Source organism: Pseudomonas sp. GW821-FHT05H12, assembly GCF_059419385.1.
This window is the reverse complement of record NZ_JBWKRS010000013.1, coordinates 62,726-88,629: the sequence shown is the minus strand read 5'-3', so window position 1 is coordinate 88,629 and position 25,904 is coordinate 62,726. Positions and strand designations below refer to the sequence as shown.

Here is a 25,904-nt window from a genome sequence, read left to right as displayed (position 1 = left end):
AAAAGCGGGTCCCACTGGCAGACAAATATCCTTACAATCGCGCTTTGTTAGCTGCCTAAGCAAGGATTCTGCAATGCAACCCGCCAACCCCCGCAAGGGGTACATCCTGGGCCTGAGCGCCTATGTCATCTGGGGTCTGTTCCCGATCTACTTCAAAGCCATCGCCAGCGTGCCCGCCGCCGAAATCATCGTGCACCGGGTGCTGTGGTCGGCGTTGTTCGGTGGTTTGTTGCTGCTGGTGTGGAAACACTCGGGTTGGTTGCGCGAACTGCTCGACAACCCCAAGCGCTTGGCCATCCTGGCGCTCAGTGGGTCATTGATTGCGGGCAACTGGCTGACGTATGTGTGGTCGGTGAACAGCGGGCGCATGCTGGAAGCGAGCTTGGGTTACTACATCAACCCGTTAGTGAATGTACTGCTTGGCATGCTCCTGCTCGGTGAACGCCTGCGCCGCTTGCAGTGGGTTGCCGTCGGGCTGGCGGCGGTGGGCGTGGCGCAACAGGTGTGGCAAGTAGGCAGCCTGCCCTGGGTGTCGCTGGTGCTGGCGTTGACCTTCGGTTTCTACGGGCTGATCCGCAAACAGGCACCGGTCAAGGCACTGCCAGGGCTGGTGGTGGAAACCTGGATGCTGGTGCCGATCGCCGTCGCCTGGCTGCTGTTCAACCCGACCGCTCACAGCGCACAACTGGCGTTCTGGAGCACTTCCGAAGCCTGGTGGCTGGTGGCCGCAGGCCCGGTGACGCTGATCCCGCTGGTGTGTTTCAACGCCGCCGCACGGCATTTGCCCTACACCGCCCTGGGCTTTTTGCAGTACGTCGCACCGACGTTGGTGCTGCTGGAAGCCGTGCTGCTGTTTGGCGAACACCTGGCGTCGAGCACGTTGATTGCCTTCGCCTTTATCTGGGCCGGCCTGGTGGTGTACAGCCTGGACGCCTGGCTGACTGTGCGCAAACGCTGATCAAATAACGCACAAACCTCTGCAAGCCACAGCGGGCGTGGCTTGCAGGCATCCACCCCAAGGTTATCCACAACCTGATCCCCGCCATTTGTGCACAACCCCTTGAAACTGCTCGTTTTTTGCTCAACGGGTAAAGAAGCCCGGCCGGCGTGGCCTGGCGTCGGGTCTCTACAGGTTATCCACAGGCCCATGCAAGATTTCCATGCATAACCTTGTGGATGGATTATTCCTCGTGGTGCAGTTCAACCATCAAATCATCAGCCAGGGTTTCAAGGGACAACTGCAAGGTGTCCAGGGATAACGCGGCCGGTACCTGCAAGACGGCCTCGGCGGTAAACAATGGATCGCCGCTCATGGGCGCCGGGCGCACATCGGTGCTCAGGCTTTCCAGGTTTACGCCCTGCTTGCTCAGCAGCGCGGTGATCTCACGCACGATGCCCGAACGGTCATTGCCCACCAGCGTCATCATGATCGACTTGGACGCCGACGCCTGGCCGCTGCTGCCCTCGCCCACCAGCACACGAATGCCGTGGGTGGATAAGTCTTCCAGCGCGCCCACCAAGGCTTGACGGTTTTCTGTGGGAACGCTAACCCGCAGGATCCCGGCAAACTGCCCCGCCATATGCGCCATGCGGCTTTCCAGCCAGTTGCCACCGTGGGCGGCGATGTTCTGCGCGACGCGCTCGACCAGGCCGGGTTTGTCGGCGGCAATAATTGTGAGTACAAGATGGTCCATGGCGAAAATCCTCAGAGGCTTTGTTGTTCTGCAGGAGCCGGCTTGCCGGCGATAGCGGCCTGATCATCGCCGCAAGGCCCAAGGGCCTCATCCCTACAAAGTGGACGCACAGGTCCATGAAAACAAATCGTGTACCATTTCTATATTTATCTGGAACAATCCAGTAGTTTTTTGAGAACATCCCGTTCCCCACTGTGACCGAATGTCACAGGTGGGTCGCTAAACGACGTATTTGGTCTGATTTTCACAACCGCAAGTCATCATGTAGTATGCCCAATCGCGCACTACATAACGTTAGGTCGATGTCTGCCAAGGCACCAACGCACCGCGATAACCCGCCAGCCCAGCCGCCTGAACGGCATGTACTGGGGGATCGGGTTCGTGGTTTAAATGGCCAGAGGCTTCATTGGTAAATTGAAAAGCTGAAAAGCGCATAAGCTCCGAAGAGTGAGGCAAGAGATGACTGAACACGTTCAAGTCGGTGGCCTGCAGGTCGCCAAAGTCCTGTTCGACTTCGTGAACAACGAAGCCATTCCCGGTACCGGCATCACTGCCGAGCAGTTCTGGGCCGGCGCCGACAAGGTCATCCACGACCTGGCACCGAAGAACAAAGCCCTACTCGCCAAACGCGACGATTTCCAGGCGCGGATCGATACCTGGCACCAGACCCACGCCGGCCAGGCCCACGATCCGGTGGCCTACAAAGCCTTCCTGCAAGACATCGGATACCTGCTGCCAGAAGCCGCAGACTTCCAGGCCACGACCCAAAACGTCGATGACGAAATCGCCCGTATGGCCGGCCCACAGCTGGTCGTACCGGTGATGAATGCACGTTTCGCCCTCAACGCCTCCAATGCGCGCTGGGGCTCGCTGTATGACGCGCTGTATGGCACCGACGCCATCAGCGAAGCCAATGGTGCCGAAAAGGGCCAGGGCTACAACAAAGTGCGTGGGGACAAGGTCATCGCCTTCGCCCGCGCCTTCCTCGACGAAGCCGCACCGCTCACTGCCGGCAGCCACGTCGACTCCACTGGCTACAAGATCGTTGATGGCAAGCTGGTTGTCAGCCTCAAGGGCGGCAGCAACAGCGGTCTGCGTGACGACGCGCAACTGATTGGCTACCACGGCGACACCGCCCAGCCGACCGCCATCCTGCTCAAGCACAACGGCCTGCACTTCGAAATCCAGATCGACGCCAGCACCCCGGTCGGCCAGACCGACGCCGCCGGCGTCAAAGACGTGCTGATGGAAGCCGCGCTGACCACCATCATGGACTGCGAAGACTCCGTGGCCGCCGTCGATGCCGACGACAAAGTGGTGATCTACCGCAACTGGCTCGGCCTGATGAAAGGCGACCTGGCCGAAGAAGTGGCCAAGGGCGGCAAGACCTTCACCCGCACCATGAACCCTGACCGCGTCTACAACGGCGTGAACGGCCAGGACGTGACCTTGCACGGCCGTTCGCTGTTGTTCGTGCGCAACGTTGGCCACTTGATGACCATCGACGCGATCCTCGACAAAGACGGCAACGAAGTGCCAGAAGGCATTCTTGACGGCCTGGTCACCAGCCTGGCGGCGATTCACAGCCTCAATGGCACCAGCAGCCGCAAGAACAGCCGCACCGGTTCGGTGTACATCGTGAAGCCGAAGATGCATGGCCCGGAAGAAGCTGCGTTCACCAACGAGCTGTTCGGCCGCATCGAAGACGTGCTGAACCTGCCGCGCAATACGCTGAAAGTCGGGATCATGGACGAGGAACGCCGCACCACGGTCAACCTCAAGGCCTGCATCAAGGCGGCCAGCGAGCGCGTGGTGTTCATCAACACCGGCTTCCTCGACCGCACCGGCGACGAAATCCACACCTCCATGGAAGCCGGCGCGATGGTGCGCAAGGCAGCGATGAAGGCCGAGAAATGGATCGGTGCCTACGAAAACTGGAACGTCGACATCGGCCTGAGCACCGGCCTGCAAGGTCGCGCCCAGATCGGTAAAGGCATGTGGGCCATGCCCGACCTGATGGCAGCGATGCTCGAACAGAAAATCGCCCACCCACTGGCTGGCGCCAACACCGCTTGGGTACCGTCGCCTACCGCGGCTGCACTGCACGCGTTGCACTACCACAAGGTCGATGTGTTCGCCCGCCAGGCCGAACTGGCCAAACGCGAGCGTGCGTCGGTGGACGATATCCTGGCCATTCCTCTGGCCAGCAACACCGATTGGTCCGACGAAGAAATCCGCAACGAGCTGGACAACAACGCCCAGGGCATCCTGGGTTATGTGGTCCGTTGGATCGACCAGGGTGTCGGTTGCTCGAAAGTGCCGGACATCAACGATGTGGGCCTGATGGAAGACCGCGCCACCCTGCGCATCTCCAGCCAGCACATCGCCAACTGGCTGCGCCACGGCATCGTCAACGAAGCCCAAGTCATGGAAAGCCTCAAGCGCATGGCGCCGGTGGTGGACCGTCAGAATGCCGGGGACGCGTTGTATCGCCCGCTGGCGCCGGACTTCGACAGCAACATCGCGTTCCAGGCAGCGGTGGAGCTAGTGATTGAAGGCACCAAGCAGCCAAACGGGTATACCGAGCCGGTGTTGCACCGTCGGCGCCGGGAGTTCAAGGCTAAAAACGGCCTGTAAATGAAAAAGCCCCGATCGAAAGATCGGGGCTTTTTTTGAGTGTTGTGGTGACTGTGGCGGCCTCATCGCAGGCAAGCCAGCTCCCACAGGTGATCGCGTATGTCTGTAGGTACTCGGTCAAATGTGGGAGCTGGCTTGCCTGCGATAGGGCCCGCCCAGTCACCACAAATTCAGGAAGCCATCCCCAGTTCCCGCTTCACCATCTTCGCCAACTTCACGCTATCGATCGGCTTGAGCAAAAAGTCCACCACGCTCAAATGCATCGCATCGATCACATCCGGCGCTTCGGCGTCCCCCGACATGATGATGATCGGCAACGCCGCCCGCGTGGATTCACGTACCTGCCGAATCAATTCCAGGCCATTGCTGGGTGCCATGCGCAGGTCGGTGATGAGCAAACCGATGGAGCTGCTCGACTTCAGCAAGTCCCACGCCGCCTCGCCGCTGTCGGCGGTCATGCAGCGAATGCCGTCCAGCCCAAGGATTTCCGCCAGCAGTTCACGTGCGTCCTTGTCGTCGTCGACAATCAACACCCGTTGCGGCGGTAAATCAGGCTCCAGCATCACGGCGCTCAGCGCCTCGCGCTCGGCATCACTCAAAATATCGTGGTCGGACATACGGTTCTCAGCAGTTCTCATCAATCTCCCAGCACACTCGTCAGACATCTGCGGAAGGGCGATCAATGTGCACTTCGTCGGAAAGTTTGCCTAGTGGGCGTTCTACGGGTTTTGGACGATAGTCATGTAAGGTTTTTCCCTAGTCGTGAGTGGTTTTACCAGTACCTAGACTTACGTCCAATGGGCACCCGCTGCGCAGGAGTCGACCATGCCTGACGATAACGACAAAAAAACTGCGGTCACTGTTATGAGTAAAGCTGATGCTTTCACGCAGGCGGGGAAAACCGCCGTGTTGCAGAACATCCACGGCACCCTGCAATTCCTGCAACGTTTCCCACCGTTCAACCAGATGGAACACGCGCACCTGGCGTTCCTGGTGGAACAGTGCCAATTACGCTTCTACGGCCCCGGCGACAGCATCCTCAAGCCCTCGGGTGGCCCTGTGGAACACTTCTATATCGTCAAGCAGGGCCGCGTCGTCGGCGAGCGGCCGGACTCCACCGAAACCACCTTTGAAATCACCACCGGCGAGTGCTTCCCGCTGGCCGCCTTGCTGGGTGAGCGGGCGACCCGCACCGAGCACAAGGCCGCCGAAGACACCTTCTGCCTGCAACTGAACAAGCCCGCGTTCATCAAGCTGTTCGCGCTTTCCAGCCCGTTTCGTGACTTTGCCCTGCGCGGCGTCAGCAGCCTGCTCGACCAGGTCAACCAGCAGGTCCAGCAAAAAGCCGTGGAAACACTCGGCACCCAATACTCGCTGAACACGCGCCTGGGCGAATTGGCCATGCGCCATCCGGTCACCTGCAGCCCGAATACACCGCTGCGTGAGGCGGTGACGCTGATGCATGAGCAGCAAGTGGGCAGCATCGTGATCGTCGATGAGCACAAGGCCCCCCTCGGCATCTTTACCCTGCGCGACCTGCGCCAGGTGGTGGCCGATGGCACCAGTGATTTCAATCAGGTCATAGAAGGTCATATGACCCAGGCGCCGTTCTTCTTGACGCCGGACCACAGCGCGTTCGACGCGGCGATCGCCATGACCGAGCGGCATATCGCCCACGTGTGCCTGGTCAAGGACCAGCGCTTGTGCGGCGTGGTGTCCGAGCGCGACCTGTTTTCCCTGCAACGCGTCGACCTGGTGCACCTGGCCCGCACCATCCGCAATGCGCCCCGGGTGGAGCACCTGGTGGCGATTCGCGGTGAAATCGGCCAATTGGTCGAACGCATGCTGGCCCACGGCGCGTCGTCCACCCAGATCACCCACATCATTACGCTGCTCAACGATCACACGGTGTGCCGGGTGATCGAGCTGACCCTCGCCGAAAAAGGCGACCCCGGCGTGCCGTTCAGTTGGTTGTGTTTCGGCAGCGAAGGCCGTCGCGAACAGACGCTGTTCACCGACCAGGACAACGGCATTCTGTTCGACGCCAAGGACGCGGCCGAAGCGGCGGCGATCCGTGGGCGGCTGTTGCCGCTGGCCCAGCAGATCAACCAGAGCCTGGCGCTGTGCGGGTTCAGTCTGTGCAAGGGCAATATCATGGCCGGCAACCCCGAGCTTTGCCTGTCGCGGGCAGAATGGGCGCGGCGTTTTGCGGCTTTTATACGTGAGGCGACACCGGAGAACCTGTTGGGCTCGAGTATCTATTTCGACCTGCGGGTGGTGTGGGGCGATGAGCGCGGCTGCGAGCAACTGCGCAAAGGCATTCTTGATCAGGTGGCGGATAACCGCTTGTTCCAGCGCATGCTGGCCGAAAACGCCCTGCGCCATCGCCCGCCCGTGGGGCGTTTCCGTGAGTTTGTGCTGACGCGCAAAGGCGGTGAGAAAGCCACCCTGGACCTCAAGGTCCAAGGCCTCACGCCCTTTGTCGACGGTGCGCGCTTGTTGGCCCTGGCCAACGGCATCCACGCCAACAACACCCTGGAACGCCTGCGCCAACTGGTGGCCAGTGAAGTGATCGAGCCCCTGGATGGCGCCGCCTATGAAGAGGCGTATCACTTCATCCAGCAAACCCGCATGCAACAGCATCAGTTGCAGACCCGAGAGAACCAGCCGTACTCCAACCGCGTCGACCCCGACAGCCTCAACCACCTGGACCGGCGCATCCTGCGTGAATCCCTGCGCCAGGCCCAACGCCTGCAAACCAGCCTGACCTTGCGGTATCAACTGTGAGGCTGTTCGACTGGTTACGCCCGAAAAAGCCAGGGCTCAATGCAGCGCAACAACAGCGTCTGGCCCAACTCCCGCCAGCCGGCACATTGGGCGACGGCGCACTGCACAGCCAGCGCTGGGTCGTGGTGGACCTGGAAACCAGCGGGCTGAACCTCAACCGAGACCAGGTGCTGTCCATCGGCGCCGTGGTGATCGAGGACGGCGCGGTGGATTTCTCGCAGATGTTCGAACGCACCCTGCAACGGGCCGAGACCAAACTCAGCCCCAGCGTGCTGATCCATGGTCTGGGCCCCAGCGCCATCGCCGCCGGCAGCGACCCGGTGGAGGCCCTGCTGGATTTCATGGAGTTTGTGGGTGACAGCCCGTTGCTGGCGTTTCATGCGCCATTCGATCAACACATGCTCTGCCGGGCACTCAAGGACAGCCTGGGTTACCGCCTGGCGCACCCGTTTCTCGACGTGGCCGACCTCGCCCCGCTGCTGTGCCCTGACGCGAATATCCGTGAAGCCGGGCTCGATGATTGGACCCGGCACTTCAAGCTGCACGTGGGCGAACGCCATCACGCCAGTGCCGACGCCTTGGCCACGGCCGAGCTGATGCTCATCCTGTTTAGCCGCGCGCGCCAACAACACATCGACACACCGCAGGCCTTGCAAGAGCGTTTGAGCCAATGGAAACGGCGCAAGCAAGCGCCATCGTTTTAATAGCACTGCCCGACAGACGCCAATTGCGCCCGTCCGACGCCTCTGACACAATCGCGAATAATTCTCGTTAGTTTAAACCTCTTGTTTATTCGGTGATGCCTTGTCGTCGGTCCAGAACCCACACAGTGAGCTTGTTGGCGCGTTGTATCGCGACCATCGTGGCTGGCTGTTGGCCTGGCTGCGACGCAACGTGGCTTGCCCGAGCCGCGCCGAAGACTTGAGCCAGGACACCTTCATGCGCCTGCTGGGCCGTGACGAGTTGCGCGAACCCCGCGAGCCACGCGCCTTTTTGGTAGCCATCGCCAAAGGGCTGCTGTTCGACTACTTCCGTCGCGCCGCCCTGGAACAGGCCTACCTCACCGAATTGATGCTGATCCCGGAAAGCGAACACCCTTCGCCTGAAGAACAGCAACTGATCCTAGAAGACCTCAAGGCCATCGACCGCCTGCTCGGCAAGCTGTCGAGCAAGGCTCGCGCCGCGTTCCTCTATAACCGCCTCGACGGCCTGGGCCATGCAGAAATCGCCCAGCGCCTCGGCGTCTCCGTCCCTCGCGTGCGCCAGTACCTGGCCCAGGGCATTCGCCAGTGCTACATCGCGCTGTATGGCGAGCCGCTGTGACAAGCTCCCGGCCGGTCTCGGCCCGTGTGCTGGACGCCGCGATTGCCTGGCAACTGTCCCTCGACTCGGGGGACGGCAGTGCGGTGGAGCGTGAAGAATTCGCCAAATGGCTGGCCAGCGATGAAGAACACGCCCGCGCCTGGCGCCAACTGGGCATGCTCGACCAGCGTTTCAGCGTGGCCTCGGGCCCGGCGCGGGCGGCGTTGTTGCAGTCACGTGAAGGCATTCGCCAGCGCGTGCGCAAGCTGGGCAGCGGCCTGGCGAGCATTGCACTGGTGATAGGCCTGGCGTTGTTTGCCGGTGAGCGCTACGTGCCAATCCACTATTGGATGGCTGATCAACGCACTGCGACAGGCGAGCAACGCACGCTGAAACTGGCGGACGGTACGCTGATCAACCTCAACACCCACAGCGCCATCGACGTGCGTTTTGATGAAAAGCGCCGTCTGATCGTGCTGCAAGAAGGCGAGATTCTGGTTGAGACCGGCCACAACGACGCCCGCCCTTTCTATGTGCAAACCCGCGACGGCAACCTGCGCGCCTTGGGCACGCGGTTTATCGTCAAGCGCGAAGACGACGCCACGCGCCTGAGCGTGCTGCAATCGGCCGTGGCCGCGCAGCCCGAGGCGTTGCACCAGGAACAGGTGTTCAAGGAAGGCCAGCAAGTGCTGATGCGCAGCGATGGCCTGGGCCCTGCGCTGGCCGTCACCCCCGCCACCGACGCCTGGACCCGCGGCATGCTGGTGGTGGACAACGCGCGCCTGGGCGATGTGGTTGGCGAGCTGAGCCGCTACCGCACCGGCTACCTGGGTGTGGATAAGAGCGTGGCAGATCTGCGGATTACCGGCAGCTTCCCGCTGCATGACACAACCCTGGCGTTGAATGCGCTGCTGCCCACCCTGCCGGTGCAGATCGAGCAACACACGCCGTGGTGGGTGACGGTCAGGGCCAAGCCTTAGTTTCTGCGGTGCCTGGGCTATTGCTATCGCAGGCAAGCCAGCTCCCACATTTTGACCGTGTGAACCCAATCAAATGTGGGAGCTGGCTTGCCTGCGAAGAGGCCCTCAAGGCCAACCGAAAAAAATATTTTCACCCTGCCCTATCACTTTTCAATTCTCGTTCGGCACCTAGGCAATTGAGAAATATTTCCATTCAGGAGCCGCCCTATGTCCCGCACGCTAGACACCTTGTTGCGCCCCAGCCTGTTAGCCGTGGCCATTGCCTTAAGCACCCCGCTGGCCAGCACTGCGCTGATGGCAGCCGAACAAGCCTCGAGCGTGCGCGCCTACAACCTGCCGGCGGCGCCGCTGGCCACCACGTTGAACCAAATCGCCAGCCAGGCCGGCCTGGCGTTGACCCTCAACCCGGCGCTGGCGTCGGGCAAGACCTCGGCACCGGTCAAAGGCCAGTTCGACCCACAGGGCGCGCTGCGTGAGGCCCTGCGTGGCACCGGTTTGCAGCTGGAGCAAAGCAGTGCCGGCACCTTCACCCTGGTCGCGATCCCCGACGGTGTGGTGGCCCTGCCGGAAACCAACATCACCGGGCAAGACGCCAACTACGAAAGCGCCTGGGGCCCGGCGCAAGGCTACCTGGCGACACGTACCGCCGCCGGCACCAAGACCGACACCGCGCTGGTCGAAGCACCGCGTTCGATCTCCGTCGCCACTCGCCAGCAAATGCAGGACCGCAACGTCCAGAACCTGGATGACGCGGTCAAATACATGCCCGGCATCGTGTCCGCCAGCTACGGCAGCGACACCCGCTACGACTGGATGCGTGTGCGTGGCTTCGAACCCACCCAATTCCTCGACGGCCTGCCGCTGCCACGCGGTGTGTACGCCAACCCGAAAGCCGAGACCTGGAACCTCGACCGCCTCGCCCTGCTGCGCGGCCCGGCGTCCTCGATCTACGGCCAGACCCCACCCGGTGGCCTGCTGGACATGGTCAGCCGGCGTCCCAGCGCCGAGTCGAGCAATGCCATCCAGGTGCAGTACGGCAGCGACAACTACCGCCAGATCAACTTCGCCAGCACCGGCAAGATCGACGATGAAGGCCAGTTCCTCTATGGCCTCAGCGGCGTGGTACGCGATGCCGGCACCCAGGTCGACCACATCGACAACAAGCGCTACAACATCGCGCCGAGCCTGACCTGGAACATCGACCCGGATACCAAGCTGACCTTCTTGTCGCAGTTCACTCGTGACGATACCGGGGCTACTAGCCAGTTCCTGCCTATCGTGGGCACCAAAATTCATTCGCCATTGGGCGAAGTATCACACCACAAGAACCTCGGCGACCCGGACTACGAGTTCTACGACCGTACCTATTACGCATTGGGGTATGCGTTCGAACACCGCTTCAATGACACTTGGCAGTTCAAACAGAACCTGCGCTACACAAAGTCGGAGTTGTCTTTCCAACAATTGACCGTGGGTGCCTATGCCTACGCCCCCGTAGATGCCGCAGGCAATATGGATCGCCTCTCAACCAACGTTGACGAGAACATCGGACAGTTCGCTGTAGATAACAATTTCCAGGCCGACTTCGCCACGGGCGACATCACCCACACCCTCCTACTGGGCCTTGATCACCAGCGTACCGACACCTCTTACTTGTCGATTTACGGAGGCGCCGGACGCGTCAATATCTTCAACCCGATCAACAGCACGCCAGTAGTACGTCCTTTGCGCTCCGATGCGTTTTACGACTACAACCAGAAGACCGTGCAGACTGGCCTCTACGCGCAAGACCAGATGGCCCTGGACAAATGGCGCCTGACACTCGGTGGCCGTGAAGACTGGGTGCACCAAGGCACCACGTACTTCAATAAAAAAGACGCCACCAATACCGACCGCAGCAAAAACTTCAGCGGCAACGCGGCGATCAGCTACGTATTCGATTCCGGCTTCGTGCCGTACCTGTCCTATGCCGAGTCGTTTCAGCCTGCGAGCAACGCCAGCGTCGACCCGTTGACGTCCTACAAGCCCACCGAAGGCAAACAATGGGAACTAGGGATAAAGTATCAGCCACCCGGCTCCAACACACTGCTGAGCGCAGCGGTCTACGACCTGACCCAGAAAAACGTGTTGGTGACCCGAATTGGTTCGGGTAGCCAGTCAATCACTGATCAAGCAGGCGAAGTGAAGGTCAAAGGCCTGGAGCTGGAAGCGGTATCTGACGTCACCGAAAACCTCAAGGTCATTGCCTCCTACACCTTGTCTAAGTCCGAAGTTCAAACAGGCATCTACAAAGGTAATCGCCTGCAACTGATACCTAACCAGCAGGCGTCGCTGTGGACAGACTACACCTGGCACAACGGCGTGCTCGACGGCTTCGGTATCGGCTTCGGTGCCCGCTACACCGGTAACACCTATGGCGACCAGGCCAACACCTGGCTGGGCAAGTCCGATGCCTACACCGTATTCGACGGAGCCGTTCACTACGACCTCGGTCGTCTCGATAACAGCCTCAAAGGTGCATCGGTGAAGTTGAATGCCACGAACCTGTTCAACAAGGACTACATTTCCACCTGCGACGCGTCCTACTGCTACTTCGGCGACCAACGCAGCGTCGTCGCCAGCGCCACCTACCAGTGGTAATCGGCTGAGTTCATCACCAGGCCGCCCCCATGGGCGGCTTTGGTGTGTCTGAAGGTTGAAAAAATGAAAAGCAAAACCATCCGCCGCTGGTCCTTCATCCACACCTGGACCAGCCTGATCTGCACGGTGTTCCTGTTGCTGCTCGCCCTTACCGGCTTGCCGCTGGTGTTTCACCACGAGATCGACCACCTGCTGGGCAACGAGCCGGAACTGGCGCAGATGCCTGCCGATACGCCGCAGCTCAACCTGGAACAACTGGTGGCCAAGGCCCAGGCCCATCGCCCCGGCGAAGCCATGCAGTACCTGGCCTGGGACGAAGACGACAAGAACGGCGTGATCGCGATCATGGCCGCCACAGCCGGCACCGAACCCAATTCGTCGCACACCTTCATGCTCGATGCGCGCACCGGCGAAGCAGTGGAAACGCCGGCGGCCAACGGCGGGCTGACGCTGTTCCTGCTGCGCTTGCACGTGGACATGTTCGCCGGCCTGCCCGGCAAGTTGCTGCTCGCGTTCATGGGCATTCTGTTTGTGGTGGCGATTGTCTCGGGCACGGTGTTGTACCTGCCGTTCATGCGCCGCTTGAAGTTCGCCACCGTGCGCCAAGACAAATCCACCCGCCTGCGCTGGCTCGACCTGCATAACCTGATCGGCGTGGTCACCCTGACCTGGGCGCTGGTGGTGGGCGTGACCGGTGTGATCAGCGCCTGCGCCGACCTGATCATTGCCGCCTGGCGCCAGGACAGCCTCAGCGCGATGATCGAGCCGTACAAGAACGCTCCGCCGCTCACCCAGCGTGCACCGGCTACCGAGCTGCTGGCCATCGCCGCCAAGGCTGCGCCCGGCATGGAGCCGGACTTCATCGCCTTCCCCGGCACGCGCTTTTCCAGCGAGCACCATTACGCGGTGTTCATGAAAGGCAGCACCCACCTCACCTCGCACTTGCTCACGCCGGTGCTGATCGACGCCAGCACCCTGGCCGTCACCGCCATCGCCGAACGGCCGTGGTACATGGACGCCATGGGCATGTCCCAGCCGCTGCACTTTGGCGACTATGGCGGTATGCCGATGAAGGTTCTGTGGGCGGTGCTGGATGTGCTGACCATCATCGTGCTGGGCAGCGGGGTCTACCTGTGGATTGTGCGGCGCAAGGCGGCCAAGCCATGAAGCCGCGGCAGTCGAGTTTCTGGAAGGTGTTTGGCATTCCCCTGGGGATTGGCGTGCTCAGTGCGGCGGGGCTGTTTGCGGCGTTGCTGGGGGATGGGCTGTGGGATTCGCTCAGTTGGGTGGGGTTGGGGATTCCTGCCGGCATTGGTGTATGGGGTTTGTTTAAGCGGCGCGGTTGAGGCCGTCATCGCAGGCAAGCCAGCTCCCACCTTGGAATGCATTACCCTGTGGGAGCTGGCTTGCCTGCGATGAGGCCTTCAAAAACACCCTCAATGTCTCTAGGCTAGCCGCAGCCCATTCTTGAGGTGTACCCATGTCCGCTCCCAGCATGACCTTGTTCCACAACCCCGCTTCACCCTTTGTCCGCAAAGTGCGCGTGCTGTTGATCGAAACCGGCCAGCAGGACCGCGTGGCCCTGCATGCGTGCATGCCAACACCGGTCGCCCCGGACGCCCAGGTGGTGCAAGGCAACCCCGTGGGCAAGATCCCGGCCCTGCGCCTGGCCGACGGGTCGGTACTGCACGACAGCCGGGTGATCCTCGACTACCTGGACCACCAGCACGTCGGCAACCCGCTGATCCTCCGCGACGGCTCCGCGCGCTGGCGCCGCCTGACCCTGGCGTCGATGGCCGACGGCATCATGGATGCGGCCGTGCTGGTGCGTTACGAGACCGCCATGCGCCCTGCAGAAAAACACTGGGACCAGTGGCTCGACGAGCAGCGCAACAAGATCCGCCGCACCCTCGCCGAGCTGGAACAGGACGCGATTGCCGAGCTGAGCAGCCATTTCGACATAGCGGCGATCAGCGTGGCATGCGCCTTGGGTTATCTCGATTTTCGTCATCCCGACCTGCAGTGGCGTGATGCTAACCCCAAGCTTGCAGCCTGGTACGCCGACGTCAGCCAGCGCCCTTCGATGCAGCAGACCCAGCCCCCGGTTTGAAAACCACCGCAGTCCCCTGTAGGAGCTGGCTTGCCAGCGATAGCGGAGTGTCAGCTTGCGACTCGTTGACTGGACCACCGCGATCGCTGGCAAGCCAGCTCCTACAGGGGGCGGTGGCGTGGTTGAGAAATGCGACCATCCGCGCCTTCATCTGCTGATCTTCACGCAACCCGATCATTGCACCGCCTCCAGGTCAAACTGCAGCGGCTCGACCGCCTTGCGCTTGCCCACGCCATACCAATCGAGCTTGCGCGTCAGCACCATCACCGTGCCCAGCAGGCCGAACAGCAACAGCGACCCCATCAGCAGCGCGTAATCCTCAGCGCTCAGCAACCCGTACAACAAGCCATATAACGCTGCCAACCCCGTCGAAAAGCCCAGGCCATGCCTGACGCTGCGCAGCACGTGGCACACGTAGAAACCGATCAACAACACACAGGCGCTGGCCGAGATGAGGTAAGCCATGGCGAACCCGATATGCTCGGACAACGACAACAACAGCAAGTAGAAAAACGCCAGCGCAAACCCCACCAACGCGTACTGCACCGGGTGCACGGCCAGGTTCTTGAGCACTTCGAAAAGGAAGAAGCCGGCGAAGGTCAGGGCGATGAACAGCAGCGCATATTTGATCGCACGGTCGCTCTTGAGGTACTGGTCCACCGGGTCGATGAAGTTGACGCCAAAGCCCCGGTTGCTGAAGTCCTTGCAGCCCTGCCCGTCGAGACAGCTTTGCAGCGCTTGTTCAAGGTTGGTGGAGAAGAATGAGGTTTGCCAGGTCGCGGTAAAGCCTGTGTCGCTGACCTCACGCTGGGCTGGCAGGAAGTTGCCGATAAAGCTGGGGTGCGGCCAGTTGGACGCCAGGGTCACCTGGCTGGTCTTGCCTACCGGTACGACTTGCAGCTGTTCGGTGCCTTGCAGGCGCAGGTCGAAGGCGAACTCCACGACATAGGGCTTCTTGCTGTCTTGCTGCGGCAGCGCCACGTGCACGCCTTCACCCAGCCAATCGACTTGGGAACCCGGTTCAAATTCCAGGCGCTGGTTGCCCAGTTCCAGCTTCAGCGCGTTTTCGATGCCGCGAATATCGCTGATGCCCACCGCCAGAAACGCCGGCTCAAAGCGGTAATCGGCAAAGTCTTCCGTGATGCCCATTTGCGCAGGCACTTCAAACCGCCCGCCGATGCGGGTATCGGCATGGAACAACCGCGCCTGGTAGATGCCCCGTGCGCGCAGTTCGGTCTGCACTTTGCCGTCGAGTTCAAATCGATCCGGCAGGAAATACAGACGACCGCGCTCTTCACGCGTGACTTCGTAGCGTTTGTTGAGCTTTTCATTGAGTTTCCACTCGCGCACGGTCTTGCGATAAGGCACCACCATCACCGGGCCGGTGAGGCGCTGGCTGTAGCTGGAGCTGCGGGCGATGTCCATCAATACACCGTCACGCAGCTGCTGGCGGTCGCTGATGATGCCGTTGATCATCAGCAACGGAATCAGCAACAGCAGGATCAGCAGCGCAATGGCGCCAAGTTTGAAAAGCAGACTGCGGTTCATGGGTCTCTCCCTGTTTTGATGGGGGGAGAGTGTGTGAGGGCTGCGTAGCGGTTTTATGGAGGCTGTGTGGAGAGTCTGTGGAGACTCTCCAGCGTGGGTCAATTGACCACGTTACGGTGGCTGCCCTGTTCAAGAATGCTCAACAGTACCTGTGCTGCCTTGGCCCGCAACTCCGGCAACGCCGCGTCGGAATAGAACGCGACATGCGGTGACAGCAACACATCATCACGGCCCAGGAATTGTTCGGGGATCGCTTGACGCTCGTCTTCGTAGACATCGAGCCCAAGCCCGGCCAACAGGCCGTCGGCCACGGCATCACGCAACGCCTGTGAGTCGATAATCGGACCACGTGCGGTGTTGATCAGGTACTTGCCATTGAGCATCGCCAGTTCCCGTGCGCCGATCAGGTGATGGGTCTGTTCATTGAGCGGCGTGTGAATGCTCACCAAGTCGGCCTTGTGCAGTAACTGCTCCAGCGTTTCGCAACGCTGCAGCCCCAAGGATTTTTCCACCCCGCTGCAGACAAGGGGGTCGTAAAAGCTGACCTGACAACCAAACGCCTTGAAGCGCAGCGCCGCCGCCATGCCGATCCGCCCACACCCAATAATGCCCACGTGCAGTTGGCTCATGCGCGGCAACGCACCGACTTGACGCCAATCCCAACTGCCTCGCGACACCACCTCATGGCCGCGGGGCAAGCGGCGTAGCAACGACAGGGCCATGGACAATGCGTGATCAGCCACCTCTTCAGTCCCGTAGTCGGGCACGTTAGCCACTTCGATATGGCACTGACGGGCTGCCACCAAGTCGATATTGTCAAACCCCACGGCCGCACGAACGATGCCCCGGCACCGTTCAAGGCGGTTGATGAACGCGGCTTGCAGCGGTACCAGGTGCCAACTGATCAGCCCGTCGCATTGCATCGCAGCCTGCGGCAGTTGGTCCGCATTGGAGACCTGGAACAGCGAGACGCTGGCCCGCCCACCGAATACATCCTGCTCAATGTCAGCCTTGCTCACGTAGCTGTTGTGAAGCGAGTCTATGATTCCGATTTTCATGGTTTGTCCTTAAATGAGCCAACGGATCGCCGCGCAGCTAAAGGTGCCTGCGGCGACGCCGAGCAAGGTGTTCTTGAACTTCCAGACCACCGCCACGGTGATCAGCGCCGCCAGCCAGATCGACACATCGCCGGTGGCGAGTTTCGGACTGATCAGCGCGGCCAGCAGCGCCGCCGGCAGGTTTTTCAGAAAGCGTTCTGTGAAGCCGTTAAGGCTGGTGCGCTCGGCCGTCACCAGCAACCCACCGATACGGGTGAGGTAGGTGACGAGGGCCATGCCGATGATTGCCGCCAGTTCCAACTCACTCATGGTCGATTTCCAGTTGTCCGGCCTGGGGCAACGCGGCCACCAACGCACTGGCGATAATCGCCGCAATCACCACCGACGCCTGGCCAATACCCGGCAACTGCGCCGCGTAGAAGGCGATGACCCCGGACAGCAGCCACGTGAAGAAATCCAGCGAGCGCTGCCACAGCAACACCATCAACGACAGGAACATCGCCACAAAGGTGAAATCCAGGCCGAAGTCCGCTGGCCGTGGAATATGGCTGCCCAATTGGGTCCCCAGCAGCGTGCCGCCGACCCAGCCGAAATAGATCAGCAGGCCGGCCTGCACGAAATAACGCAGGGACGGCGCCGACTTCTTGAAGCGGTGCTCGGCCAGTGCCCAGGTTTCATCGATCAGCAACAAGGAAAACGCGGGAATCAGCTTGCGCTTGGGTTCCTTGCGAAACGCTGGGCGCAGCGACAGACTCATCAACAAGTGCCGTAGATTGACCAACAACGTCGTCAGCACGATGGCCACCAACGACAGCTGCCCGGAGTGCCATTGCTCCACCGCCACGAACTGCGAAGCACCGGCGAATACCATCAGGCTCATGAGTGTGGCGGCGAGGGGCGACAGCCCGGCCTTGCTGGCCAATACACCAAACACCAGGCCGAAGACAAAGCCGCTGATGACAATGGGCAAGGCGTCTTGAAAGGCGTCACGAAACTGCAGTTGAGGTTTCATTCAATGGCCCTCTCGAACAGTTCCAGCACGCGCTCCTCCAGGGCGGCTTCACAGACGGTGACCCGGATCAGGTTGGCAAACGCCGGATGCAGTGGCCGGTGCACGGCAATCCGGTGATCCAGCAGATGCTCCTGCAAGTGGTGAGCCGCCGCCGCGGACGGCAACAACAGGCTGATGAAGTTGGTACCGGACGGCAGCACCCGGTAGCCCATCCCCCGCAACCGCTGGCTGAAGGCATCGCGCAACAGGGCGTTGTTTTCCTGGATGGCTTCGGCGTGGCGCCGATCGTCCAGCGCCACACGCGCGGCGTGCTGCACCAGGCCGCCGACGGCGTAGTGAATGCGCACCTTGTCGAGCATGGCGATGGTCGCAGGATCGGCCAGCGCATACCCCAGACGCAAACCGGCCAGGGCGTAGGCCTTGGACAGAGAACGCACCCGGATGCAGCCCTCAAGCACCCGCTCACTGTTCATCTGCAGGTCAGGGCAGAAGTCCAGGTAGGCCTCGTCCAACAGCAAGGTGCAATCATCGGGCAAGGAGGACGCCAGCTCCTGGACCGCCTCGAACGACCACCAACTGCCCGTCGGATTATCCGGGTTGGCCAGGTAGACCACCTTGGCGCCGCAGCGCACGGCCTCAAGCAACAAGCCTGGAATGTTCACTGCCAGGCTGGTGTCCGTGCGGTGATACGGGGTTTCGACCACCTCACACCCCGCCGCCTTGGCAAAGTACGCAAAAGTTGGATAGGTGCCAGCACTGCACACCACCCGGTCCCCCGGCGCGCACAAGGCTCGAATGCACAACGCCAGGACCGCATCGGCGCCGCTGTCCAGGCACAGATGCGCCGGGTTGAAACCATGGGCCGCCGCCAGTGCCTGGCGTAGGGCAAAGGCTTGCGGATCGCCATACAGCCGTGCGTGTTCGCAAAAGTCATTACCGTACCGCTCGCGCAAGGCGGTGAGTGGCGCGTCGAGACATTCATTGCCGCCCAGGCGCAAGTCGACCTGCCTGCCTGTGCGCTGCTCAAAGGCGACCATGCCAGGAAACGGGTTGGGGTTGTCCAGGCCCGTCAGATGGCTGGCAAAACGATTGACCATAAGGTTCATTCCGGAAAAGTGCAGGGCTGGCCTTGCCAGTTGGTGTACTGCAGGTATTCACCGTCGCTGCGTCGCTGCAGGGTCGGCAGACCGTTCAGCAGATCCAGCGGCACGGTGTATTTGCCGGTTTTGTGAGGCAGTACGTATTCAGGCACGGCGATGTTCGACAGCCTGCGCTTCATCCGGCTGACCAAGGCCACGGCGTCGCTGATGTCGGTACGAAAGGCCTGGGAACCGGGTGAGAACGGCATGAAGTGATACAAGTAGTGCGGCTGGATGCCGTGCCGGTAGAGGGTCAGGCACAGCTCGGCCATCGTGTCGTAGTCGTCGTTGATGCCACTGAGCAATGGGATGTTGGCGAATAGGATCGGGCACACGCTGCGCAGGCGCTTGGCAGCTTGCAGGAAGTCTTCCGTGACTTCCCGGGGGTGGACGATATGCAAGCCTATGGCAGTGACGTCGTGCCGCCCGAGGATCTCCACGAGTTGATCAGTAATACGGTACGGGTTGAAGGTCAGCGCACGGGTGTGCAGGCGGATGATCAGGTTGGGGCGAATCGCTCGCAGGTCGCCAAGGTAGCCATCCAGGTGTTTGTCGGAATGCATCAACGGCTCGCCGCCACTGAGGATCACTTCATCGAGCTGCGGGTTCTGACGGATGTAGTCGAGCGTATCGAGCCAGTCCTGCTTGCGCATTGAGCTTTTAACGGTCTGTTTTTCCAGGGTGCGCAAGGCTTCGTAGCAGAACTGGCAATACGCGTGGCAGACATTGGCCAGGCGCAGAATGACCCGGTTGTCGTACTTGTGCTGGCAGATCGGCGTGACCATTTCGTCGGGCAATTCCCAGTTTTCCGACTCGCCGTCGTAGCCCAGGGCCTCGGCGGCAGGGGTGCTGTTCCAATCGGGAATCAATTGACGCCAAAAGGGGTCATCTGTCAGGGGGCGCCGATGCTGATCAACCTTGATCAGACCCAGGGTGTAAGGGGTTACCGTAAGTTTGCGGTCTTCCAGATGCTGGCCAATACGCTGCAGCCAACCATCCTGTGCCAACCCCGGAAAGTAGCCCAGCAGTTCATCAAGCTTGGTCACTGCATTGCGCTGTTGCCATTTCCAGTCGCTCCAGTTGTCCAGGTCGGTCACGGCCAAGGGCTGACTGTTGCGGGGTGCCAATACCGACGGTGACAAAACGTGCGTCATCACTATTCCTCCTGAATTAAGCTGACAGTCCGTCAGGCTTACTCCAGAAATCCCGGCAACCCAAAAACAGTGCTGGTCCTGCTGTGATAACTGTTAGAAGATTTGCCCTAACACTTCATGGTCAGGGTCACAGGGATGGAACTCATACTAGACCGCTCACCAAAGATTGCCGTCATCGAACAGTTGGTGAGTGCCATCAAGGAGGCTATCGGGCGTGGCGAGATCAAGCCCGGGCAGCGTTTGCCGTCCATTCGCGAGCTCAGCGCCAGGCACGACCTGAGCTTCCATACCGTCGTCAGCGCTTACGAGCGCCTGGAAATCAATGGGTGGATCAGCGCCAGCCAAGGCCGTGGTTTTTTCGTCGAGGCCCAGGCGAGCAAACCACCGGCGCCTGCCCAAATGGCGCCCCTGGAAGCCATTGACCGAGGAAACTTGAACGCCTTCTGGCGGATCTTCCATGGCGATGCCTACAGCATGAAACTGGGCTGCGGCTGGCTGCCGCCGGCTTGGCGCGACACCCAGGCCCTGGCGAGGATCATCCGCCGTACGGCCAACTTCGCCCACAGCTCGCTGATCGAATACGGCGATCCACTCGGTCATTTGCCGCTGCGCCAGAACCTTGCCCAACACCTGCACAACAGGCTGGCCTTAACGGTCAACCCCGATCAGGTGCTGACCACGCTCGGCGCCACCCAGGCGCTGGACCTGGTGATTCGCAAACTTATCGAGCCCGGCGATTGCGTACTGGTGGACGACCCCTGCAACAGTAACCTGGTGCAACTGCTGGCCCTGCGCGGTGCCACGGTGGTCGGCGTCGCGCGGCTGCCTGACGGCCCGGATATCGAAGCACTGGAAAAAACCCTGGCCAGCCGAACCGTGAAAGCGTTCTTCATCAACTCGCAATTTCACAACCCCACCGGCTCATCGCTGAGCCCGCATAGGGCTTTCCAGATTTTGCAGCTGGCTTATCAGTACGATCTGCTGCTGGTGGAAGATGACGTTTACGGCGACCTGACCGGCGAACACGGCACGCGGCTGGCGACCCTCGACGGCTTGCGCAAAGTGATCTACATCAGCAGCTTTTCCAAGACACTCTCGGCCAGCCTAAGGGTGGGCTATTTGGTGGCACCGCCCCACCTGATTGCAGCGTTGGCCGACTTGAAACTGCTGACCAGCGTCGCCGTGCCGAGCTTCTGCGAGCGCTTTCTCAGCACGATCCTGTCGGACGGTATTTACGAACGGCACTTGAACCTGGTTCAACGCAAATTGCAGACCCACCAGGCGATCGCTCAAGCGAGTTTCCAACGCTGGGGCTGGGAGATCTTCCACCTGCCCGATGGCGGGTTGTTTCTCTGGATACGCCACCCCGAACTGACTCAAACCGATGACTTCCTTGAACGCGCCTACAAGCAGGGCATCCTGCTGGCGCCCGGCCAGTTGTTCGACGCCAATGGTCTCAAGAGCCCCTGGTTGCGCATCAACGTCGCACACCTGGACCCGGCCAAAGCCCAGCGGCTGTTCCAGAAGCCTTTCGGTTGAGTCATGCAGACCTCTGCTCAGTCGACGTCAGGCAACCACAGCACCACACGCACGCCGCCGGCAACGTTGCCGATGTGCAGGCCACCGTTATGCAACTGCATCACTTCTTGCACGAAGTTCAATCCCAGCCCAGTGCTCTTGCGCCCGCTCACCGGCCGTGGCAACGAGTAGAAACGCTCGCTCAAGCGCGGTAGTGCATAGTCGGGAATCGGCTCAGCCTGGTTGAACAGGCTCACCTCAATCTTGTTATCCCGGCGCTGCGCCGAGAAGCGCAGCGTGCCGCCAGGGGGCGTGAAATCCAGCGCATTTTCCAGCAGGTTGCCGAGGGCCTGTTGCAGCAGAAAGGGCTCGCCAAACAGCTGTACATCCGCGGCGATCCCTTGTTCCACTTGCAAGTCGAAACGCTGGATCCGCGCACATTGAGCGTTGAGGACTTTGTCCACCAAGGCTGCCAGCGGCACCGCCACTTGCTCTTCCAGGCCCTGACGTTGCTCGACCTGCGCCAGGTTCAGCAGGCGCTCGATCAACTGCTGCAGGCGCGCACTTTCGCTGTCGATGTTGCCGACAAAACGCTGCTGCTGCTCGCGGCTCATATCGCCCTGCAACAGCTCCGCCGCGCCACGAATCGCCGCCAGCGGGCTTTTCAGTTCGTGGGTCAGGGTGTGCACGTAATGTTCGACGTAGGCCTTGCCCTCCAGCTGCGTGCGCATGTGCTCCACGGCCGTGGACAGCTGCTTCAACTCGCCGCCCCGGTAATGGGGCAACTCGGCACGCCGGCCTTCGCTGACGGCCTCTGCGTACGCCGTGAGCCGACGCAGCGCCACGCTCAGCCACCATGACAGCAACGCACCGAGCAACAGACCGAGAATCACCAACCCGGCGCCGTACCACAGCAGGCGGCGCTCGGTTCGGTCCACATAGGGCTGCAGCGAGCTGTTGGGCTTGGCCACGGTGACCACACCGATGATCTGGCCGTTGTCGCGGATCGGCGCGCCCACGTGCATCACCGACGACGCCGGGTCGTCCAGTTCGCTGCGGGTGGAACGGGCGCCGTACTCGCCGCGCAGGGTCAGGTACACGTCGTTCCACTTGGAATAGTCCTGGCCTACGGCTTCACCCGTGGAGTCGAGCAACACGGTACCTTTAGCGTCAGTCACGTAGATACGGTGGTTGACCTGGTTCTTCGGCAAGCCCCAGATGGTCGCGCCGGGCTGACGGTTGCCGTAGGCCTTGAGCAGTTCAGGCCAGTGGCTTTGGCCGAGGGTGCCGTTTTTTACGTCATCGCGCAGGATCTCGGCCAACAGGTTGGCGGTGTCCACCAGGGTTTCTTCGGTGGACTGGCGCACGCCCGGGCGGATTTCCTTCATCACCGTGCTGAGCACAAAGTAGCCGGTGAGGCCGATAAACAGCGCGTACACCAGGAAGATCCGCAGCCCCAGGCGCATCAGCTGTTGCTCGGGCTGTAGCTGTAACCGAGGCCGCGGTGGGTCTGGATCGGCTCGGCATCGGCGGCCACGCTCCGCAGTTTGCTGCGCAGGCTTTTGATATGGCTGTCGATATTGCGCTCATAGCCGGCATCCGCCGCCACGCCCACCGCATCGAGCAATTGCTCACGGCTGAACACCCGCTCGGGTTGTTCCAGCAAGCTCTGCAACAAACGGAATTCATGGCGTGTGAGGCTCAACGGCTGGCCGCGATAGGCGATCTGCATGCGTTCCAGATCAACCTGGAACACCGTAGGCGCAGTGCCCGGGCCGATGCGCTTGAGGATCGCCCTGACCCGCGCTGTAACCTCCCGAGGGCTGAACGGCTTGACCACATAATCGTCGGCGCCGATCTCCAGCCCAACCACGCGGTCGATCTCGCCATCCCGCGCACTGAGGAACATCACCGGCACTTCACTGAACCGGCGCAGTTGCTTGCAGGTTTCAAACCCCGTGATGTCGGGCAGGCCGATGTCGAGGATGATCAAGTCGGCCGGCGTCTGGCGCTGATGGGCCAGCGCTTCCTGGCCGAGGCTCAGCCAGGTGGTGGTGAAGCCCTCGCCTTGCAGGGCAAAAATCAGCGTGTCGGCGATGGCCGCTTCGTCTTCGACAATCAGGATATGCGGCATGGTGGTCCGTCAGCAGTCCGGTTTGTCAGCAGTGTAACGACGGGCCGGGTTTACCGCTGCACCGAATTCACGCAGGGCCTTGGCGCCGATCAGCAGCGGGTAGTTGAAGCTGCTGCGGTCGGTGAGGTTGACCTCGACGGTGCGCTTGACGTTGCCCAGGCACATTTCCAGGTCGATCACCGGGCGCTTGGCCACGGTGGCTTCGTCCTTGTCGTCGTCTTCATCGGCGCGGCTCTTGATCTTGCTGATGCGCGACACCTTGTGTTCGTAGACTTTGTCACTCGCGTCCTTGCCGCCGAGGCGGAAACGCACCCAGTCGTCCCCGTCACGCTGGAAGGTTTCGATGTTGCGGGCCGACAGCGAGGCGGTCAGCGCGCCGGTGTCCATCTTGGCCTTGAAGGTTTGGCCGATCTCCGGCAGTTGGATGTATTCATAGCGACCGTAGAGGGTCGGTTCGGCGGCCATGACGGGCAAGGCAACCAGGGCAAAGGCGGCAAGGAGCAGTTTCACGAAGTGATTTCCTCGGAAAGAAGTAGGCGGATTCTAGACCGCAAAAGCGCGGGTTAGTTAGCTCGCTTGCAGCATACCCGGCACATTGTGAAACATTCGCCGGGCGATTTGCGATTTGGCCTCTAGACTCACCTCTCTTATGATGGCCCGCCCACCGGACACCAAGAGTTGCTTATGCGCCGCCTGCTCACCGGCTGTTTCGTCACACTGCTGCTATTGCTCAACACCCTGGTCCTCTTCGGCCCGCTGATGGTGTTTGCCCTGCTCAAGCTGATCGCCCCCGGCCGCTTGCGCGACTACATGTCCTGGGCGGTGATGTGGATCGCCGAGACCTGGGCCGAGATCGACAAGCTGATCTTCTCGCTGTGCATCCCGACCCAATGGGACATTCGCGGCGGCGATGACCTGCGCGGTGACACCTCCTACCTGGTGATCAGCAACCACCAATCCTGGGTGGACATCCCGGCACTGATCCAGACCCTCAACCGCCGTACCCCCTTCTTCAAATTCTTCCTGAAAAAAGAACTGATCTGGGTGCCCTTCCTCGGGCTGGCGTGGTGGGCGCTGGACTACCCCTTCATGAAGCGCTACACCAAGGCCTTCCTGGCCAAGCACCCGGAACTGGCCGGGCAGGATCTGAAAATCACTAAAGAAGCCTGCGAGCTGTTCAAGCGCCAGCCGGTGACAGTGGTCAATTACCTGGAAGGCACGCGGTTCAGCGAAGCCAAGCGCAAACAGCAGGAGTCACCCTTTGCCCGGTTGCTCAAGCCCAAGGCGGGCGGCGTGGCGTTTGTACTGGCGGCGATGGGCGAACAGCTGGACGCGATCCTCGACGTCACCGTGGTGTATCCACAGGAGAAGATTCCGGGTTTCTGGGACTTGATCAGCGGCGCCGTGCCGAAGGTGATCATCGATATCCGCACCCGTGAGCTGGACCCGGCGTTGTGGCAGGGGGATTACGAGAATGATCCGGCATTTCGCCAGACTGTCCAGAACTGGGTGAACCAGCTCTGGATGGAGAAGGACGCGCGCATCGAACAGCTGCGCGCGACAGGACGTTAACCGCCAGTACCCCACGCCTGGGCCAGTTTGCCCAAGACCGAACTGCTGGCACCCTGGCCGCCCAGGTATTGCAGGATCACCGGCGCAAACTGGCCGATCATCCCACTGTCCATGCCCAGCGCGCTGAACGCGGTGTTCAGGTCGCTGGTGTTCTTCACGTTACCCAGCAGGCCATCGAGGCCGCTGGTCTTGCTGCCGCCACTCTGGCCGAGCATCCCGCTCAAGGCGCCGAGGCTGCCCAGGGAGTTGCTCCCCGAGAGTTGATCCAGGCCCGGCACGCTTTTGCCCAGTTGCGAGTAGTCGGTGCTGCTCAGCTGGTTCTTGGCCAGGCCCAGCATGGCGCCGGTGCCGCCTACCGCTTGTTCCGGGGTGACGTTCAATTGCGAGGTCAGGGCGCTCAGCAGGCCGGCGGTCTGGGAGCTGGGCGCCGCTGCTGCCGCCTTGTTGTTGCCCTGGGCGCCGGAGACGGCGTTGGCCACGTCACCGAGGCTGAAACCTGCGGCAAACACCGGGCCAGCGGCCACGCTCAGCAGGCAGGACAGGGCAAAACCGCGTGAAATCTTCATCAAGACAACCTCTGAAAGTAGGAGCTAAAAAGCAGGCGTTTGACTGACAGTCC

Annotated in this window: 24 protein-coding genes; 12 read left to right on the top strand and 12 right to left on the bottom strand. The window is 61.2% G+C overall.

From position 1 onward, the window contains the following. Window positions 1-73: 73 nt before the first annotated feature. Window positions 74-958 (top strand): EamA family transporter RarD, encoded by an 885-nt coding sequence (gene rarD / locus AC07SU_RS13815; RefSeq protein ID WP_494997324.1) that lies wholly within the window; start codon window positions 74-76, stop codon window positions 956-958. 223 nt (window positions 959-1,181) lie between these two features. On the opposite strand, the gene AC07SU_RS13810 is transcribed toward rarD, so the two are convergent. Beyond that, the gene (locus AC07SU_RS13810) at window positions 1,182-1,694 is read right to left on the bottom strand and encodes a glycine cleavage system transcriptional repressor (protein WP_494997323.1); all 513 of its coding nucleotides are present in this window, start codon (window positions 1,692-1,694) and stop codon (window positions 1,182-1,184) included. A gap of 459 nt (window positions 1,695-2,153) precedes the next feature. On the opposite strand from AC07SU_RS13810, the gene AC07SU_RS13805 reads away from it, so the two are divergent. Further along, window positions 2,154-4,331 carry a malate synthase G gene (locus AC07SU_RS13805; protein ID WP_494997322.1) on the top strand — a complete coding sequence of 726 codons (2,178 nt, stop codon included), beginning with the start codon at window positions 2,154-2,156 and terminating at the stop codon, window positions 4,329-4,331. 170 nt (window positions 4,332-4,501) lie between these two features. Here the strand turns inward: AC07SU_RS13805 and AC07SU_RS13800 are convergent, their stop codons facing one another. Beyond that, entirely contained in the window at window positions 4,502-4,948 is a 447-nt protein-coding gene (locus AC07SU_RS13800; RefSeq protein ID WP_058426679.1) for a response regulator, read from the bottom strand. Between the two features lie 247 nt (window positions 4,949-5,195). Between AC07SU_RS13800 and AC07SU_RS13795 the strand changes: the two genes are divergently transcribed. From AC07SU_RS13795 to AC07SU_RS13760, 8 genes are all read left to right on the top strand, one after another. Continuing rightward, the gene (locus AC07SU_RS13795) at window positions 5,196-7,118 is read left to right on the top strand and encodes a putative nucleotidyltransferase substrate binding domain-containing protein (RefSeq protein ID WP_494997321.1); all 1,923 of its coding nucleotides are present in this window, start codon (window positions 5,196-5,198) and stop codon (window positions 7,116-7,118) included. Then, window positions 7,115-7,822: a 3'-5' exonuclease gene (locus AC07SU_RS13790; protein WP_494997320.1), complete on the top strand. Its 708-nt coding sequence runs from the start codon at window positions 7,115-7,117 to the stop codon at window positions 7,820-7,822. Before AC07SU_RS13795 ends, AC07SU_RS13790 begins: the two co-directional genes overlap by 4 nt. 100 nt (window positions 7,823-7,922) lie before the next feature. After that, complete coding sequence (locus AC07SU_RS13785) at window positions 7,923-8,441, top strand: RNA polymerase sigma factor (RefSeq protein WP_053131018.1); 519 nt, start codon at window positions 7,923-7,925, stop codon at window positions 8,439-8,441. After that, window positions 8,438-9,400 carry a FecR domain-containing protein gene (locus tag AC07SU_RS13780; RefSeq protein ID WP_494997319.1) on the top strand — a complete coding sequence of 321 codons (963 nt, stop codon included), beginning with the start codon at window positions 8,438-8,440 and terminating at the stop codon, window positions 9,398-9,400. Before AC07SU_RS13785 ends, AC07SU_RS13780 begins: the two co-directional genes overlap by 4 nt. A 207-nt stretch (window positions 9,401-9,607) precedes the next feature. After that, complete coding sequence (locus AC07SU_RS13775; RefSeq protein ID WP_494997318.1) at window positions 9,608-12,040, top strand: TonB-dependent siderophore receptor; 2,433 nt, start codon at window positions 9,608-9,610, stop codon at window positions 12,038-12,040. A 63-nt stretch (window positions 12,041-12,103) separates the two neighbouring features. Continuing rightward, the gene (locus AC07SU_RS13770; RefSeq protein WP_494997317.1) at window positions 12,104-13,207 is read left to right on the top strand and encodes a PepSY-associated TM helix domain-containing protein; all 1,104 of its coding nucleotides are present in this window, start codon (window positions 12,104-12,106) and stop codon (window positions 13,205-13,207) included. Beyond that, entirely contained in the window at window positions 13,204-13,386 is a 183-nt protein-coding gene (locus tag AC07SU_RS13765; protein WP_176996653.1) for a hypothetical protein, read from the top strand. The genes AC07SU_RS13770 and AC07SU_RS13765 overlap by 4 nt, the downstream gene beginning before the upstream one ends. Window positions 13,387-13,520: 134 nt before the next feature. Continuing rightward, window positions 13,521-14,150, top strand: a complete 630-nt coding sequence (locus AC07SU_RS13760; RefSeq protein WP_494997316.1) for a glutathione S-transferase — start codon at window positions 13,521-13,523, stop codon at window positions 14,148-14,150. A gap of 174 nt (window positions 14,151-14,324) precedes the next feature. On the opposite strand, the gene creD is transcribed toward AC07SU_RS13760, so the two are convergent. The 6 genes from creD to AC07SU_RS13730 all read right to left on the bottom strand — a co-directional run bounded on the left by creD (window position 14,325) and on the right by AC07SU_RS13730 (window position 20,061). Beyond that, window positions 14,325-15,698 carry a cell envelope integrity protein CreD gene (gene creD / locus AC07SU_RS13755; RefSeq protein WP_494997315.1) on the bottom strand — a complete coding sequence of 458 codons (1,374 nt, stop codon included), beginning with the start codon at window positions 15,696-15,698 and terminating at the stop codon, window positions 14,325-14,327. A gap of 98 nt (window positions 15,699-15,796) precedes the next feature. Next, on the bottom strand, window positions 15,797-16,756 hold the full coding sequence (locus AC07SU_RS13750; RefSeq protein ID WP_494997314.1) for a C-terminal binding protein: 960 nt from the start codon (window positions 16,754-16,756) through the stop codon (window positions 15,797-15,799). A gap of 9 nt (window positions 16,757-16,765) precedes the next feature. After that, on the bottom strand, window positions 16,766-17,065 hold the full coding sequence (locus AC07SU_RS13745) for an AzlD family protein (RefSeq protein WP_176996657.1): 300 nt from the start codon (window positions 17,063-17,065) through the stop codon (window positions 16,766-16,768). After that, a complete protein-coding gene (locus AC07SU_RS13740) occupies window positions 17,058-17,768 on the bottom strand; it encodes an AzlC family ABC transporter permease (RefSeq protein ID WP_494997313.1) in 711 nt (236 codons plus the stop codon). Before AC07SU_RS13740 ends, AC07SU_RS13745 begins: the two co-directional genes overlap by 8 nt. Next, window positions 17,765-18,865, bottom strand: a complete 1,101-nt coding sequence (locus AC07SU_RS13735; protein ID WP_494997312.1) for a pyridoxal phosphate-dependent aminotransferase — start codon at window positions 18,863-18,865, stop codon at window positions 17,765-17,767. The genes AC07SU_RS13740 and AC07SU_RS13735 overlap by 4 nt, the downstream gene beginning before the upstream one ends. Window positions 18,866-18,870: 5 nt before the next feature. Continuing rightward, on the bottom strand, window positions 18,871-20,061 hold the full coding sequence (locus AC07SU_RS13730) for a KamA family radical SAM protein (protein ID WP_494997311.1): 1,191 nt from the start codon (window positions 20,059-20,061) through the stop codon (window positions 18,871-18,873). Between the two features lie 135 nt (window positions 20,062-20,196). Between AC07SU_RS13730 and AC07SU_RS13725 the strand changes: the two genes are divergently transcribed. After that, window positions 20,197-21,600, top strand: coding sequence for an aminotransferase-like domain-containing protein (locus AC07SU_RS13725; RefSeq protein ID WP_494997310.1), 1,404 nt, complete (start codon window positions 20,197-20,199; stop codon window positions 21,598-21,600). A gap of 17 nt (window positions 21,601-21,617) precedes the next feature. Here AC07SU_RS13725 and creC read toward each other — a convergent pair whose 3' ends face one another. Genes creC through rloA2 form a run of 3 tightly spaced genes read right to left on the bottom strand, consistent with a single transcriptional unit; the run spans window position 21,618 to window position 24,223 of the window. Then, entirely contained in the window at window positions 21,618-23,045 is a 1,428-nt protein-coding gene (creC, locus tag AC07SU_RS13720; RefSeq protein ID WP_494997309.1) for a two-component system sensor histidine kinase CreC, read from the bottom strand. After that, window positions 23,045-23,713: a two-component system response regulator CreB gene (gene creB / locus AC07SU_RS13715; protein ID WP_494997308.1), complete on the bottom strand. Its 669-nt coding sequence runs from the start codon at window positions 23,711-23,713 to the stop codon at window positions 23,045-23,047. The genes creC and creB overlap by 1 nt, the downstream gene beginning before the upstream one ends. Window positions 23,714-23,722: 9 nt before the next feature. Beyond that, the gene (gene rloA2 / locus AC07SU_RS13710) at window positions 23,723-24,223 is read right to left on the bottom strand and encodes a retropepsin-like aspartic peptidase RloA2 (protein ID WP_176996664.1); all 501 of its coding nucleotides are present in this window, start codon (window positions 24,221-24,223) and stop codon (window positions 23,723-23,725) included. Between the two features lie 174 nt (window positions 24,224-24,397). Here rloA2 and yihG point away from each other — a divergent pair, with 174 nt between their 5' ends. Beyond that, window positions 24,398-25,285 (top strand): 1-acylglycerol-3-phosphate O-acyltransferase, YihG family, encoded by an 888-nt coding sequence (gene yihG, locus AC07SU_RS13705; protein ID WP_176996665.1) that lies wholly within the window; start codon window positions 24,398-24,400, stop codon window positions 25,283-25,285. Here yihG and AC07SU_RS13700 read toward each other — a convergent pair. Further along, the gene (locus AC07SU_RS13700; protein WP_176996666.1) at window positions 25,282-25,851 is read right to left on the bottom strand and encodes a DUF2780 domain-containing protein; all 570 of its coding nucleotides are present in this window, start codon (window positions 25,849-25,851) and stop codon (window positions 25,282-25,284) included. The genes yihG and AC07SU_RS13700 overlap by 4 nt on opposite strands. Window positions 25,852-25,904: the final 53 nt, after the last annotated feature.

Coding starts and splice junctions, on each gene's coding strand:
- yihG (WP_176996665.1), top strand. CDS start 24,398: ATGCGCCGCCTGCTCACCGGCTGTTTCGTCACACTGCTGCTATTGCTC.
- AC07SU_RS13805 (WP_494997322.1), top strand. CDS start 2,154: ATGACTGAACACGTTCAAGTCGGTGGCCTGCAGGTCGCCAAAGTCCTG.
- AC07SU_RS13810 (WP_494997323.1), bottom strand. CDS start 1,694: ATGGACCATCTTGTACTCACAATTATTGCCGCCGACAAACCCGGCCTG.
- AC07SU_RS13770 (WP_494997317.1), top strand. CDS start 12,104: ATGAAAAGCAAAACCATCCGCCGCTGGTCCTTCATCCACACCTGGACC.
- creD (WP_494997315.1), bottom strand. CDS start 15,698: ATGAACCGCAGTCTGCTTTTCAAACTTGGCGCCATTGCGCTGCTGATC.
- AC07SU_RS13735 (WP_494997312.1), bottom strand. CDS start 18,865: ATGGTCAATCGTTTTGCCAGCCATCTGACGGGCCTGGACAACCCCAAC.
- AC07SU_RS13760 (WP_494997316.1), top strand. CDS start 13,521: ATGTCCGCTCCCAGCATGACCTTGTTCCACAACCCCGCTTCACCCTTT.
- creC (WP_494997309.1), bottom strand. CDS start 23,045: ATGCGCCTGGGGCTGCGGATCTTCCTGGTGTACGCGCTGTTTATCGGC.
- AC07SU_RS13795 (WP_494997321.1), top strand. CDS start 5,196: ATGAGTAAAGCTGATGCTTTCACGCAGGCGGGGAAAACCGCCGTGTTG.
- AC07SU_RS13765 (WP_176996653.1), top strand. CDS start 13,204: ATGAAGCCGCGGCAGTCGAGTTTCTGGAAGGTGTTTGGCATTCCCCTG.
- rarD (WP_494997324.1), top strand. CDS start 74: ATGCAACCCGCCAACCCCCGCAAGGGGTACATCCTGGGCCTGAGCGCC.
- AC07SU_RS13775 (WP_494997318.1), top strand. CDS start 9,608: ATGTCCCGCACGCTAGACACCTTGTTGCGCCCCAGCCTGTTAGCCGTG.
- AC07SU_RS13730 (WP_494997311.1), bottom strand. CDS start 20,061: ATGACGCACGTTTTGTCACCGTCGGTATTGGCACCCCGCAACAGTCAG.
- AC07SU_RS13750 (WP_494997314.1), bottom strand. CDS start 16,756: ATGAAAATCGGAATCATAGACTCGCTTCACAACAGCTACGTGAGCAAG.
- AC07SU_RS13740 (WP_494997313.1), bottom strand. CDS start 17,768: ATGAAACCTCAACTGCAGTTTCGTGACGCCTTTCAAGACGCCTTGCCC.
- creB (WP_494997308.1), bottom strand. CDS start 23,713: ATGCCGCATATCCTGATTGTCGAAGACGAAGCGGCCATCGCCGACACG.
- AC07SU_RS13800 (WP_058426679.1), bottom strand. CDS start 4,948: ATGTCCGACCACGATATTTTGAGTGATGCCGAGCGCGAGGCGCTGAGC.
- AC07SU_RS13725 (WP_494997310.1), top strand. CDS start 20,197: ATGGAACTCATACTAGACCGCTCACCAAAGATTGCCGTCATCGAACAG.
- AC07SU_RS13700 (WP_176996666.1), bottom strand. CDS start 25,851: ATGAAGATTTCACGCGGTTTTGCCCTGTCCTGCCTGCTGAGCGTGGCC.
- AC07SU_RS13745 (WP_176996657.1), bottom strand. CDS start 17,065: ATGAGTGAGTTGGAACTGGCGGCAATCATCGGCATGGCCCTCGTCACC.